This window comes from Streptomyces sp. NBC_00576, from assembly GCF_036345175.1.
In the GTDB taxonomy this organism is placed as follows: Bacteria; Actinomycetota; Actinomycetes; order Streptomycetales; family Streptomycetaceae; genus Streptomyces.
In genome coordinates this window covers 2,269,109-2,282,581 of the sequence record NZ_CP107780.1, presented here as the reverse complement: position 1 = coordinate 2,282,581, position 13,473 = coordinate 2,269,109, and the positions used below count along the sequence as shown (strand labels likewise).

Here is a 13,473-nt window from a genome sequence, read left to right as displayed (position 1 = left end):
GCCCTTCACGCGCGCGTGAAGGGCCGTAGGGCGGACTCGGACGGATCAGGCGGGGCGCTGCAGCACCGTCAGGCTGTGGTCCAGCAGGGTCAGGCGGTCGCCTGCCTTCACCTTCGCGCCCGTGCCCGGTGTCACGCCCTCCGGGCGGGCCGTGTCGATGACGACCTGCCACTGGCGGCCGTGGTTGACCGGCACCACGAACTCCAGTGTCTTCGCCGAGGCGTTGAACATCAGCAGGAACGAGTCGTCGGCGATGCGCTCACCGCGCGCCCCGGGTTCGGAGATCGCGTTGCCGTTGAGGAACACGCTCATCGCGCCCGCCTGCGCCGAGTCCCAGTCGCGCTGGACCATCTCCTCGCCCGCCGGAGTGAACCAGGCGATGTCCGACAGGTCGTCGTGGGTGCCTTCCACGGGGCGGCCGTGGAAGAAGCGGCGCCTGCGGAAGACCGGGTGGTCCTTGCGCAGCCACACCATCGCGCGCGTGAAGTCCAGGAGTTCCGCGGAGCCGGGCTCGGCTTCGGAGCCGGGTTCGCCGTCGGCGTTGTCGGCGGAGTTCGGCCACGGCACCCAGGAGATCTCGTTGTCCTGGCAGTACGCGTTGTTGTTGCCGCCCTGGGTGCGCGCGAACTCGTCGCCGTGGCTGAGCATCGGCACACCCTGGGACAGCATCAGCGTCGCGATGAAGTTCCGCAGCTGGCGCGCCCGGAGAGCACGGACGGCGGGGTCGTCGGTCTCGCCCTCCGCACCGCAGTTCCAGGACCTGTTGTGGCTCTCGCCGTCCCGGTTGTCCTCGCCGTTGGCCAGGTTGCGCTTCTCGTTGTACGACACCAGGTCGTTGAGGGTGAAACCGTCATGGCACGTCACGAAGTTGATCGAGGCCAGTGGACGGCGACCGTCGTCCTGGTACAGGTCCGAGGAGCCCGTCAGGCGGGACGCGAACTCCGCGAGCGTGCGCGGCTCGCCCCGCCACATGTCCCGGACGGTGTCGCGGTACATGCCGTTCCACTCGGTCCACAGCGGTGGGAAGTTGCCCACCTGGTAGCCGCCCTCGCCCACGTCCCACGGCTCGGCGATCAGCTTCACCTGGGACACCACCGGGTCCTGCTGGACCAGGTCGAAGAACGACGACAGCCGGTCCACCTCGTGGAACTGCCGGGCCAGCGTGGCCGCGAGGTCGAAGCGGAAGCCGTCGACGTGCATCTCGGTGACCCAGTAGCGCAGCGAGTCCATGATCAGCTGGAGCACGTGCGGGGACCGCATGAGCAGCGAGTTCCCGGTGCCCGTGGTGTCCGTGTAGTAGCGCTGATCCTCGGCGAGCCGGTAGTACTGCGCGTTGTCGATGCCCCGGAAGGACAGCGTCGGGCCCAGATGGTTGCCCTCCGCGGTGTGGTTGTAGACCACGTCCAGGATGACCTCGATACCGGCCTCGTGCAGCGCCCGCACCGCCGACTTGAACTCCAGGACCTGCTGGCCGCGGTCACCCCAGGAGGCGTACGCGTTGTGCGGGGCGAAGAAGCCGATCGTGTTGTAGCCCCAGTAGTTGTTCAGGCCCATGTCCACCAGGCGGTGGTCGTTCACGAACTGGTGCACCGGCATCAGTTCCAGGGCCGTCACGCCGAGTTCGGTCAGATGTTCGATGATTGCGGGGTGGGCGAGCGCCGCGTAGGTGCCGCGCAGTTCCTCGGGCAGCGCCGGGTGGCGCATCGTGAGGCCCTTCACATGGGCCTCGTAGATCACCGTGTGGTGGTACTCGGTGCGCGGGCGCCGGTCGTCGCCCCAGTCGAAGTACGGGTTGACCACGACCGACGACATGGTGTGCGGCGCCGAGTCGAGATCGTTGCGCCGCTCGGGCTCGCCGAAGTGGTAGCCGTACACCTCCTCGCCCCAGGTGACCGAACCGCTGATCGCCTTCGCGTACGGATCGAGCAGCAGCTTCGCCGAGTTGGTCCGCTGCCCGCGCTCGGGCGCGTACGGGCCGTGCGCCCGGAAGCCGTACCGCTGTCCCGGCATCACTCCGGGCAGATACGCGTGCCGGACGAACGCGTCGCTCTCCCGCAGTTCCACCGCCGTTTCCGAGCCGTCGTCGTGGAGCAGACACAGCTCGACCCGGTCGGCGGCCTCCGAGAAGACCGCGAAATTGGTGCCGGCGCCGTCGTACGTGGCACCGAGTGGATATGCCTCTCCTGGCCAGACCTGCATGCACTCGACTCTTTCAGTTGTGGTCCGCCGCTGGGGGCGACTCCACTCCGAGTCTCCCCGAAAGTGATGGAACCACCTACGACTTACGTCCCTCTTACCGATCGACCAGTGCGTACCCGCGTACACGGGTACGCCAAAACATTCCATCTTCACGTACTCCCTGGGCTCTGAGGGGGAGTAAGGGGACAACGTGCGCAAGATCGTGCGCCGCCACCTTGGCAAGGTGGTGGCGGGTACGGGGATAGCGGTGGCCGGCACGGCGGTGATGGTCGCGGTGACGCTGCCGGGATCGGCGGGGGCCGACGACTCGGGAGGGACGGGCCCCTCCGGGAGCACGGCGAGTACGGCGAACACGGGCGGGGGTGCGGGGCAGTCCGCGCAGCAGCAGGGCGCGGTGCCGCCCGGTGTCGTCGAACAGGTGCCCGCCGAGGGCAAGAAGGGCAAGGGCCGTGATCCCCTCACCGATGGTGAGATGGCCCAGGTCGAGCGGCTCGCCCTGAACCGGCAGCTGCTCAACTCCGGTGAGAACGTGGAGGGAGCGCGCGGCCCGCAGCGGCTCGGCATCGACCTCGCCGACCCCGAGGCCGCCGAGGTGGACGACCCGAACGCGCCCCGGCGCGCGGACGTGTCGTACTACGACTACAAGGACGACACCCTGGTCACCAGGACCGTCAATCTCGACACCGGCAAGGTCGAGCGGACCGACACCCAGCACGGCGTGCAGCCGCCCCTGAGCCGCGCCGAGACGGTTGAGGCGACCAGGCTGCTGATAGCCGACCCGCTGGGCGCGGGTCTGAAGGCCGACTACAAGGACGCCACCAGCTCGGAACTCACCTCGCCGGACCAGCTGCTCGTCACCAGCATGGTGTACAAGGCCGTTCCGGGCGCCCAGCCCGCCGTACTCGACTCCTGCGGCGACCACCGCTGTGTGCGGATCTTTCCGAAGGTGAAGAACGGACCGTGGATCGACGCCCGTTCGCTCGTGGTCGACCTGAGCGCCCACAAGGTGGCCAAGCTCGGCTGACCTGGGGCGACGACAGGCCCTGGTTCACCACCACCTCCGAACCTCTCCCCTTCTCAACTCTCTCCTCCTAGGGAGTCTCTTCGTCATGCGTGAAAAGTATGTGCTCGTCGGCCTCTCCGCGGTCGCGCTGGCCGCCGGGCTCACCACGGCGGCGGGCCCGGCCACCGCCCAGCCCAAGGCCGCCCCCGTACCGCCCGCGGAGTGCAGTGCGCCCTACCGCATCGAGCAGAAGCTCACCTCCGGTACCACCTGGCGGATGTGCTGGCGCTACGAGAGCGAGGCCGGGCTCGTCCTGGAGAAGGTCTCGTACCAGCCCCCGGGCGAGCCCCGGCCGATCAAGGTCCTCAACTCCGCGAAGCTCGCCCAGATACACGTCCCCTATGACGACGGAAAGGCCGAGTACCAGGACCTGACCGCGGCGGGCTTCGCCCAGGGCCTGATGAACATGGCGCCCGGTGAATGCCCCGGCGGCACCATCAAGACCGTCAAGGTCCCCGAGGCCTGGGACCCGGAGCACGCGAACGTCAAGGGCCTGTGCACCACGACCCGTTCGCGCGGCCACGCCTACCGTATGCAGGGCGACACCGCGAACAAGGTCTGGCAGACCCAGGGCAAGGACCTGCTCGTCTACACCGTCAACCAGACCGGCTGGTACGAGTACATCACCGAGTGGCGCTTCCAGGACGACGGCACCATCAACATGAGCGTCGGCGCCACCGGCAGCCTCGCGCCCGACGACTACGACGCGGGCGACGGCCGCGGCTGGCCCATCGGCAAGGGCGCCAAGGACTACGCCACCAGCCACAGCCACAACGTCTTCTGGCGGCTCGACTTCGGCCTCGACGGCTCCTCCAAGGGCAAGGTCGAGCAGTACGACTCCGTGGTCAGCCCGCCCGCGAGCGGCCAGGAGGGACCCACCACCAAAACGACCCGCACCCAGGTCAAGAAGGAACTCGCGGGCGACGCCAAGACCATGCGCTGGTGGCGGATGGTCAGCGCCACCGGCAAGAACAAGGACGGCCACGCACGGTCGTACGAGATCGTCCCCGGCGCCACCACCAAGTACCCGGGCCGCAGCTACACCCGGCACGACGTCTACTTCACCGAGTACAACAAGTGCGAGCAGTTCGCCAGCGACAACCTGCCCAACTGCGGCGTGGGCGCCAAGAAGTCCGTCGACGGATGGGTCAACGGACAGACCCTCACCCACCCGTTGGCCTGGGTGAACGTGGGATTCCACCACATCGCCCGGGACGAGGACCAGCAGCCCATGCCCGTCCACTGGCAGGGCTTCGCCATCGCCCCGCGCGATGTCACCGCTATGAATCCGCTCACTCCCGCCGCCCTCGCCAACCAGAACGGGCATGTCGAAAGCGGTAGTTGAGAAACGACCCTGTCCATCCTGCTGCACCGCCGACCACTCCCGGAGTACCCTTCCTTGATCGTTGGCCGGGACCGGCCACGGGGAGAGCTCGGGGGAGCGGAAGGCGGTGCGCGGGTGGGCTCGGGAGGGCTGGAGCTGCCCCCTGGTGACGAGGGTCACGAGGGTCACTCCACAGAGGTCCCGCCCGGCGCGGTGTCCCTGGCACGGCCGATGGAGACGGGTTCCATTGGACCGGAACTGGACTGGGACGCCGACGCCTGGCGCGAGGTGCGTACACGCGCCCAGCGGGCCGGCCGGGCCTACATCTGGCTGAACCTGGTCGAACAGCGGCTGCGCGCGGTCGTGGCCGCCGTCCTGCGCCCCATCTACGAACCCGTCCACGGCGACGAGTGGGTGGTCGCCGCCGCAGGACCGGCCGGCCAGGAGTGGGTGCAGCGCGCGGTCGCCGTACGCGAAGTCAGCCGCCGCAAGGGCTACTTGCTCGACCCCGCCGACGACAACGTCCTCAGCTTCCTCACCCTGCCCCAGCTGCGCGAGCTGATGGTGCAGCACTGGCCGTGCTTCGAGCCGTACGTCGACGAGCGCCGCGACGTCGAACTCGCTCTGGACGAGCTGGAGGTCACCCGTAACGTCGTCTCCCGCAACCGGGCCCTGTCCGAGGCCGTCCTGGGCCAGGCCGAGCGGGCCTCGGGCAAGCTCCTGGAGACCCTCGGCGCGGGGGGTGACGTGCCCTCCGCGCGCCGTCTGCCGGTGGACGCGGTCGAGGACCTGGTGGGCGACCGGTACGGGGACGTGGTTGCCGTACACACCGACCGCGTACGGCTGATGCGCCAGTTCCCGGCCGAGGACATCTTCGGCGGCGCGCGTCGCCTCGACGCCATCGGTATCGGCCTCAACCTGCTCGTGCAGAACTTCTCCGGGCGGCGGCTGGTGCGGCTGGCGGAGTCGGGCTGCCGGGCGAGGCTGCTGTTCCTGAACCCCGCGTCCAGTGCGGTGAAGCGGCGTGAGCGGGAACTCGGCATCAAACGAGGCGAGCTGAGCCGCGCGGTGGAGATGAACATCCTGCACATGCGCCGGGTGCGGTCGAAACTGCGCGACCCGGGCGCCTTCGAGATCCAGGTCTTCGACGAGACGCCCCGCTTCACGGCCTACCTCGTCGACGGGGACGCCTCGGACGGGGTCGCGATCGTGCAGACCTATCTGCGCCGGACGCGCGGGATGGAGGCACCCGTGCTGGTGCTGCGCGCCGGAAGCCGGACGGTCAGATCGGACGACGCGGAGGAGAGCGGCCTTCTCCCGACATACCGCGAGGAGTTCGAGGTGGCCTGGGCGGATTCGCGGCCTGTGTCCTGACCTGTCCGATGCGCTCGACTGCTCACCTTCCACAAGCGGAACGCGGTCCCCTGATTGTCAGTGGCTCATGGGATCGTGGAGACCACTGGGGGAAAGCACCACCAAGAAGGTAAGAAGGGGGGCCAGGCATGGGCTGGCACCATGAGCTGCTGATCGGCTTCGACCTGGAGACGACCGGGACGGACCCGCGCGAGGCACGCATTGTCACCGGCGCGGTGATCGAGGTGAGGGGCGGTGAGCCGCTCGGCCGCCGCGAATGGCTGGCCGATCCGGGCGTGGAGATCCCGGCGGACGCGGTCGCCGTGCACGGCATCACCAACGAGCGCGCGACCAGCGAGGGCCGACCGGCCGACCAGGTCGCGGACGCGATCGCGGACGTACTGGCGACGTACTGGAAGACCGGTGTGCCGGTGGTCGCCTACAACGCGAACTTCGACCTCACGCTGCTCTCCGCCGAGCTGCGGCGGCACGGTCTGCCGTCCCTGCGGGAGCGGTTGGGCGGCCTGGATCTGGCGCCGGTGATCGACCCGTACACGATCGACCGCTCCGTCGACCGGTACCGGCGCGGCAAGCGCAACCTCGAAGCGGTGTGCACGGAGTACGGCGTCCTGCTGGAAGCGGCCCACGACGCGTCGGCGGACGCTTTGGCCGCGGCGCGCCTGGCGTGCGCGATAGCCGAGCGGCATCCGAAGGTTGCGGCACTCGGGCCGGTGGAGCTGCATCGGCGCCAGATCGAGTGGTACGCGGAGTGGGCGGTGGATTTCCAGAGCTTCCTGCGCCGCAAGGGGGAGACGGACGCGGTGGTGGACGGCACGTGGCCGGTACGGGAGGTAGTGGACGAGGTGGTGTGAGGCACAGCGAGAACGCCACGCTCAACTTCCACCGCGAGCGTTGGTGTGGTGGCGGACCGCCCGGTCGCCGTCCTGGCAGGATGGCGGCATGGAACGTGTGCTGGGGATCGGTGGATACTTCATGCGGGCTGCCGACCCGGTGGTACTGAGCGCGTGGTATCGCGACTGCCTGGGTCTGGAAGCCGACGAGAACGGCCTGTGGGGTCAGGAAGCCGGGCCGACGGTGTTCGCGACGTTCGAGTCCGGGACCGACTACTTCGGGTCCCGCACCCAGCAGACGATGCTCAACTTCCGGGTCCGCGACCTGGAGGCGATGCTCGCGCAACTGCGCGCCAAGGGTGCGGACGTGGCCGCGGAAACGCAGGACATGGAGGGCGTCGGCCGCTTCGGCTGGGTCACCGATCCTGAGGGCAACCGGGTGGAGCTGTGGCAGCCGGTATGACGGCGGCGGGGGCGAGCACCCTGGCGGGTGCCCTCCGCGTGCGGTGGGCGCGTTCCACCGACTGGCCCCAGTACGTGCCCGTGACCATCAGCGTCGCGCCCAGCGCCGTGAGCGGCGTCAGATGTTCGCCGCCCAACGCGATGCCGATCGCGGCGGCCCAGATCGGCTCCGTACCCAGCAGCAGGCTGGCCCGGCTCGCCGACGTCCGCTGCACGGCCCACGTCTGGGCGAGAAACGCGAACACGCTGCAGAACAGGGCGAGATAGACCAACTGTGTCCAGGTTCCGGAGTCGGCGCGGGTGAGCGCCGACAGGTCGGGAGCGGCGGCCGGCAGGAACAGAGCCGTGCCGATCACGGTCTGGAGGGTCGTCAGATGGAGGGGGCGGATCGGCCGGCCTGTGGTGAGGCGTCCGACCAGGGCGACATGACCCGCCCGTACCAGCGCCGCGCCCAGCATCAGCAGGTCACCGAGACGCAAAGCGTGGAAGCCGTTGCCGGACATGAGCAGGCCGACGGCGAGGACACACACGCCGGCGGCTGCGTAGAAGGCCGGGGGCAGGCCGTAGGGGTGTCCGGCGCGGTCCAGGAGAGGGGTGAGCACAATGGTCAGGCTGATGATCAGGCCCGCGTTGGCGGCGGTGGTGTGGGCGACTCCGTACGTCTCCACGACGAGTACGGCGGCCTGCGTGACCCCGAGCGGCAGCCCGGCCCGCACCTCCTCCCGGGTCCACAGACGGAAACCCCGGCCACGCTCCTGGTCCTTCCCCCGTCCGGCGCCGACCAGGCCGAGACAGGCGAGCGCGGAGAGGGCGTACCGCGCGAACAGGACCACGAGGACGGGCAGGGCGGAGGTGGCCGTCTGGGCGGACAGATAACTGGAACCCCAGACAAGCGCGACCAGGAGGAGTACCGCGTCGGTACGGCGGGAGTCGGACACGCGACTACGGTGCACCGGCGACGACCCTGAAGCCTAGAACCACCTTCTAAAACGATCTTTTAGATCCCCTACACAGTCTGCCTACACTCGTCCCATGGACGAACGTCAGCTGAGGATCCTGCGCGAACTCGGTGAGCTGGGCAGCGTCACCGCCGTCGCCGACGCGTTGCTCGTCACGCCCTCGGCGATCTCGCAGCAGTTGCGGCTGCTCCAGCGCGCCATCCCGGTCCCGCTCACCGAGCGACAGGGGCGGCGGCTGGTGCTGACCGACGCCGGGCAGGCGTTGGCGGGCGCCGCGACCGAGGTGGAGTCGGCGCTGGCGCGGGCCCGGCACACCGTCGAGGAGTTTCTGGACCGGCCGGACGGGGAGGTGTCCGTGGCTGCGTTCTCCAGCGCGGGCGCCGCCTTCTTCCCGCTGCTGCTGTGGGCCCTCGCGGGAGTGGACGGGCCGGTGCTCGCGCTGGCCGACGAGGACGTGACGCAGGACGACTTCCCGCCGCTGACCAGGGAGTACGACCTCGTCCTCGCTCACCGTCTGGACCACGCCCCGCCCTGGCCGCGCACGGTGGCGGCGACCCCGCTGCTGCGCGAACCCCTCGACGTGGCCATGCCCGCCGACCATCCGCTCGCCGCCAGGCGACGACTGACCCCCGCCGATGTGGCCGACCAGCCCTGGATCGCCGTACACGACGGCTTCCCGATCATGGCCACGATCGAGGCCATCGCCACCGCGGCGGGGCGTCGGCCCCATCTCGCCCATCGCATCAACGAGTTCGCGGTGGCGGCGGAGGTGGTGGCCGCCGGCGGAGGCCTCGCACTGATGCCCCGCTGGACCTCGCGCCCGCACCCCGCCCTCGTCCTCAAGCCCCTCAGCGGCGTCCGGGCCAGACGCCGAATCGACGCCCTCCACCGCCCGGAACGATCAGCCCGCAGGGCGGTACGAACGGTACTGACGGAACTGCAGCGAGCAGCACAAACAATCCAGGCCAAGGAGTAGCGCCCCCGACAGGGGCGCGGGGAACTGCGCGACAAGCCACACTCAACTCGCAGCCGCCGAAAAACAGCAAGCCCCAACCCACTGGGCGCTCAGAACGGATACCACCGCACCGTCGAATCCCCCGCCCGCAAAGACCCCACCCGCCGCGAGAACTCGGCCAATGCCTTCGGATTGACAGGCGCATGCTGCGCAACCCACGCACAGCTCGCCGTCTCCCGCGCCCCGCGGAGCGTCCCGCACCCCTCCCACTCCCGTACGTCCCACCCGTACGCCTCCGTGAACGCGTCGTAGGACTCGGTCGGGAGGGCGTAGCGGTCGTGGGAGAGGGCCATGACCACCAGGTCGTGTTCGCGCAGGTCGGCGGAGAAGGTCTCCAGGTCGACCAGGACGGGGCCGTCGGGGCCGATGTGCACGTTCCGGGGAAGCGCGTCGCCGTGGATCGGGCCGGGCGGGAGCTGCGGGGTGAGCGCGGCGGCGGCCGTGGCGAAACCGTCGCGACGCTCGCGCAGATACGCCGCGTCCGCCGGGTCGATCGCGTCGCCCGCGAGCCGCAGCCAGCGTTCGACGCCGCCCAGGAGTTCACGGGGCGGCAAGGTGAAGGCGCGGGGGAGCGGCAGGGCGTGCACGATGCGTAGGAGTTCGGCCAAATCCCCGGGTTCGGCCGGGCGTACGGGATCGGGCAGCCGGTGCCACACCGTCACCGGGTGGCCCTCGACGAGTCGCGCCGTCGGGTCGGCCGCGCGTACCGCCGGGACGTCCGCCTCGGCGAGCCAGAGCGCGATGTCCAGCTCCCGCCGCGCCCGGTCGAGGAGTTCGGCGTCGCGGCCCACCTTGACGACCAGGTCACCGGCCGCGAACACCGCGTTCTCGCCCAGCGCGAGGAGCCGCGCGCCCGCTGCCGGGCCGGGCGGCAGTACGCCCGCCGCGGCCAGTACGTCCCGGGCCCGTGCCTCGTCCATCGTCCGCCTCCCGCGCAGTCCCTCGTACACAGCTGGGTACCGCTGTGCACGCCCATGTACATCCGCGAACGGCGTCGGGTTCACGCCATCCGCCGGTCAGTGTCGCATTCGCACTGGTGGGGGCGTGTGCGCGGTGCCTTGACTGTGTACCCGGGTTTCACGACCATGACCGGGTCGTCCGGGGCGTCCGAAGGAGCCGACCACGTGACACTGGTGACCGGGGCGAGGCGGCCGGCCAAGCGCGTGACCCGCGCCGGACCCGGCAGTCGGCCGCTCGGCGGACACGGCGCCTGGTTCCTCGTCCTGCCCGCCCTGATCCCCATCCTCGTCCTGAGCGTGGGGCCACTGCTGTACGGGATCCTGCTGGCGTTCACCGACGCCCAGTCCGGCCGGACCGCGTCCACACAGTGGATCGGCACGCTCAACTTCCAGGACCTGCTGCACGACACGCTGTTCTGGCAGTCGTTTCGGATCGGGCTGGTCTGGGCGGTCGGGGTGACCGTGCCGCAGTTCCTGCTCGCCCTCGGCCTCGCCCTCCTCCTCAACCAGGAGTTACGGCTGCGCTGGCTGGCCCGCGCCCTCGCGATCATCCCGTGGGCGATGCCCGAGGTCGTCGTCGGCATCATGTGGCGGCTCGTCTACAACGCGGACGCCGGCGTCCTCAACGAGACACTGCGCGACCTGGGCCTGGGCGACGGACACGACTGGCTCAGCGGCCTGACGACCGCACTGCCCGCCGTCATCGTCGTCGGCGTCTGGGCGGGGATGCCGCAGACGACGGTCGCGCTGCTCGCCGGGCTGCAGAACACGCCGCGCGAACTGCACGAGGCGGCGGCGATGGACGGCGCCGGTGCCTGGCGCCGCTTCCGGACGGTCACCTGGCCCGCCCTGCGGCCGGTCGCGCTCGCCATCACCGCCCTCAACCTGATCTGGAACTTCAACTCGTTCGCCCTGGTGTACGTCCTGACGAACGGCGGCCCCGGCGGCCGTACCCGGCTGCCCATGCTCTTCGCCTACGAAGAGGCCTTCCGCTACGGGCAGTTCGGCTACGCGGCGGCGATGGGCTGTGTGATGGTCGCGCTGATCTCCGTCCTGCTGGCCGTGTTCCTCGTCGGCAGGCTGAGAGGAGGTGAGGAGCGTTGAGGACGAGCAAGAGCGCCCGCATCGGCCAGTACGCGGCCCTTCTCGCCTATCTCGCCTTTCTGGCCCTCCCGTTCCTGTGGCTTCTGTCCACCGCCTTCAAGCCCCCGCGTGAACTGGGCAGTCTGCACCCCACCTGGGTCCCGAGGAACCCCACCCTCGACAACTTCCGTCAGGCCTTCGACGAACAACCGCTGCTGCACGCCGCGTTGAACTCCCTGCTCGCGGCGGCCTCGGCCGCGCTGGTCGCCGTACTGCTGGCGACCCCGATGGCGTACGTCATGGCCAGGCACCGCACGTTGCTCGGGCGGGCGGCCACCGGATGGGTGGTGGTCAGCCAGGCGTTCCCGTTCGTGCTGGTGATCATTCCGCTGTTCCTGGTGCTGAAGAACCTGCGCCTGATCGACTCCGTCTTCGGGCTGGTGATGGTTTACGTGGTGTGGTCGCTGCCCTTCGCGCTGTGGATGCTCGTCGGGTATGTACGGGCCGTACCCGCCGAGTTGGAGGAGGCGGCGGCCGTCGACGGGGCCGGACGCCTGCGCACCCTGGTCTCCGTCATGGCGCCGTTGCTCGCGCCGGGGATCGTGGCGACGGCACTGTTCGCGTTCGTCACCGCCTGGAACGAGTTCTTCTTCGCCCTGGTGCTCCTCAAGACCCCGGAGAAACAGACCCTGCCGGTCGTCCTCACCCACTTCATCGGCGCGGAGGGCGTGGCGGATCTCGGCCCGCTGGCCGCCGCCGCGTTCCTGGCGACGCTGCCCTCGCTCGTGGTGTTCGCGATCGTCCAACGCCGCATCACCGGCGGCCTGATGGCAGGGGCGGTGAAGAGCTGATGCGTGCACGATGGCTCGTCGTCCTCGTGCTGCTTCTCGCCGGCTGCACAGGCGGTGATGGCGGTAGCGAGGACGGCACGATCACCCTCCGCTTCCAGTCCCTCGCCTGGCAGGACGAGTCGGTCGCCGTCAACAAGGCACTGGTGAAGGAGTGGAACGCGATCCATCCGAACGTCAAGGTCGAGTATGTACAGGGGAGTTGGGACAGCGTGCACGACCAGCTCCTCACCTCCTTCGAGGGTGGCGAGGCCCCCGACATCATCCACGACGCCTCGGACGACCTCGCGGACTTCGCCTACGGCGGCTACCTCGCCGATCTGCGCCGGCTGCTGCCCGAGCGGCTCAAGTCCGACATCCCGCAGCGCAGTTGGGAGACGACGACCTTCGGGGACGGTGTCTACGGCGTGCCGTTCCTCCAGGAGCCGCGCGTGCTGATCGCCAACGCGAAGTGGCTGCGGGAGTCCGGGGTGCGTGTCCCCACCCCCGAACACCCCTGGAGCTGGGCCGAATTCCGGTCGGTCACCCGCGAGTTGAGCGGGGACGGCAAGTACGGCGTTGCCTGGCCGCTCAAGGAGCCCGTCTCCGCCACGCTCAACCTGTCACTGTCGGCGGGCGGGCAGCTGTTCCACCGGGGAGCGGACGGCAAGGTCACCGTCCGGTTCGCAGCGCCCGAGGAAGTGGTCCCCCGTACGATCCACGACCAGGTCAACTCCGATGACAGCGCGTCGAGTTCGACACTGGGCAGTGGCGGCTCCGACACCCTGCCCGGGTTCTTCGGCGGCCGGTACGCGATGGTCCCGCTCGGCTTCTCCTACCGCCAGCAGATCACACAGCAGGCACCGAAGGGCTTCGAGTGGCAGGTGCTGCCCGCCCCGGCGGGCGCCGACGGACTCACCCAGGGCGTCAGCCCGCAGACCCTCTCCATCGCCGAGGACAGCCGACACCAGGCGGAGGCAGCCGAGTTCATCGACTTCATACTGCGCCCCGAGAACATGGTCCGTCTCGCCCTGGGCGACTGGATGCTCCCCACGGGCACCCAGGCCCTGAAATCCCCTTCCCTGCACACACGGAAGGACGGCTGGGCCACGGGCACCGCCCTCGCCACCCACCTCCGGTCGGCCCCCGCCCAGTCCGTACGGGGCTACCCGGAGTGGAAGGACAAGGTCGCGACCCCCGCGTTCCAGGAGTACTACAGCGGCGCGATCGACCTCGCCGAACTGCGGAAACGGCTGGAGGACGACGGGAACCTGGTGCTGGCGCGCTATCAGCGGTAAGTGAAAGTGCAGAGGGCCCGCTGGCTCCCCGGTGACCAACGGGCCCTCAGATCAAGGGACTTGCAGAGTGTTCAAGGGGT

At 69.7% G+C, this 13,473-nt stretch carries 12 protein-coding genes; 9 read left to right on the top strand and 3 right to left on the bottom strand.

Going from position 1 to position 13,473, the window contains the following annotated elements; genetic code table 11:
• Positions 1 to 45: 45 nt before the first annotated feature.
• Positions 46 to 2,199, bottom strand: coding sequence for a glycogen debranching protein GlgX (gene glgX, locus OG734_RS09640; protein WP_330287068.1), 2,154 nt, complete (start codon positions 2,197 to 2,199; stop codon positions 46 to 48).
• A 190-nt stretch (positions 2,200 to 2,389) separates the two neighbouring features.
• Here glgX and OG734_RS09635 point away from each other — a divergent pair, with 190 nt between their 5' ends.
• From OG734_RS09635 to OG734_RS09615, 5 genes are all read left to right on the top strand, one after another.
• Positions 2,390 to 3,223: a Tat pathway signal sequence domain protein gene (locus OG734_RS09635; RefSeq protein ID WP_330287067.1), complete on the top strand. Its 834-nt coding sequence runs from the start codon at positions 2,390 to 2,392 to the stop codon at positions 3,221 to 3,223.
• 85 nt (positions 3,224 to 3,308) lie between these two features.
• Positions 3,309 to 4,607, top strand: a complete 1,299-nt coding sequence (locus OG734_RS09630; RefSeq protein WP_330287066.1) for a copper amine oxidase — start codon at positions 3,309 to 3,311, stop codon at positions 4,605 to 4,607.
• Between the two features lie 114 nt (positions 4,608 to 4,721).
• Complete coding sequence (locus tag OG734_RS09625; protein WP_330287065.1) at positions 4,722 to 5,960, top strand: SAV2148 family HEPN domain-containing protein; 1,239 nt, start codon at positions 4,722 to 4,724, stop codon at positions 5,958 to 5,960.
• A gap of 128 nt (positions 5,961 to 6,088) precedes the next feature.
• The gene (locus tag OG734_RS09620) at positions 6,089 to 6,811 is read left to right on the top strand and encodes a 3'-5' exonuclease (protein ID WP_330287064.1); all 723 of its coding nucleotides are present in this window, start codon (positions 6,089 to 6,091) and stop codon (positions 6,809 to 6,811) included.
• An 88-nt stretch (positions 6,812 to 6,899) separates the two neighbouring features.
• Positions 6,900 to 7,253: a VOC family protein gene (locus tag OG734_RS09615; RefSeq protein ID WP_330287063.1), complete on the top strand. Its 354-nt coding sequence runs from the start codon at positions 6,900 to 6,902 to the stop codon at positions 7,251 to 7,253.
• Here OG734_RS09615 and OG734_RS09610 read toward each other — a convergent pair.
• Positions 7,207 to 8,190: a DMT family transporter gene (locus OG734_RS09610; protein ID WP_330287062.1), complete on the bottom strand. Its 984-nt coding sequence runs from the start codon at positions 8,188 to 8,190 to the stop codon at positions 7,207 to 7,209. The two genes, OG734_RS09615 and OG734_RS09610, sit on opposite strands and share 47 nt — an antisense overlap.
• 94 nt (positions 8,191 to 8,284) lie before the next feature.
• On the opposite strand from OG734_RS09610, the gene OG734_RS09605 reads away from it, so the two are divergent.
• Positions 8,285 to 9,187, top strand: coding sequence for a LysR family transcriptional regulator (locus OG734_RS09605; protein ID WP_330287061.1), 903 nt, complete (start codon positions 8,285 to 8,287; stop codon positions 9,185 to 9,187).
• An 89-nt stretch (positions 9,188 to 9,276) separates the two neighbouring features.
• Here the strand turns inward: OG734_RS09605 and OG734_RS09600 are convergent, their stop codons facing one another.
• A complete protein-coding gene (locus OG734_RS09600; protein WP_330287060.1) occupies positions 9,277 to 10,146 on the bottom strand; it encodes a phosphotransferase enzyme family protein in 870 nt (289 codons plus the stop codon).
• Positions 10,147 to 10,350: 204 nt separating this feature from the next.
• Here OG734_RS09600 and OG734_RS09595 point away from each other — a divergent pair, with 204 nt between their 5' ends.
• Genes OG734_RS09595 through OG734_RS09585 form a run of 3 tightly spaced genes read left to right on the top strand, consistent with a single transcriptional unit; the run spans position 10,351 to position 13,393 of the window.
• Positions 10,351 to 11,289 carry a carbohydrate ABC transporter permease gene (locus tag OG734_RS09595; protein WP_330287059.1) on the top strand — a complete coding sequence of 313 codons (939 nt, stop codon included), beginning with the start codon at positions 10,351 to 10,353 and terminating at the stop codon, positions 11,287 to 11,289.
• Positions 11,286 to 12,119 (top strand): carbohydrate ABC transporter permease, encoded by an 834-nt coding sequence (locus OG734_RS09590; RefSeq protein ID WP_330287058.1) that lies wholly within the window; start codon positions 11,286 to 11,288, stop codon positions 12,117 to 12,119. Before OG734_RS09595 ends, OG734_RS09590 begins: the two co-directional genes overlap by 4 nt.
• The gene (locus tag OG734_RS09585; RefSeq protein ID WP_330287057.1) at positions 12,119 to 13,393 is read left to right on the top strand and encodes an ABC transporter substrate-binding protein; all 1,275 of its coding nucleotides are present in this window, start codon (positions 12,119 to 12,121) and stop codon (positions 13,391 to 13,393) included. Before OG734_RS09590 ends, OG734_RS09585 begins: the two co-directional genes overlap by 1 nt.
• Positions 13,394 to 13,473: the final 80 nt, after the last annotated feature.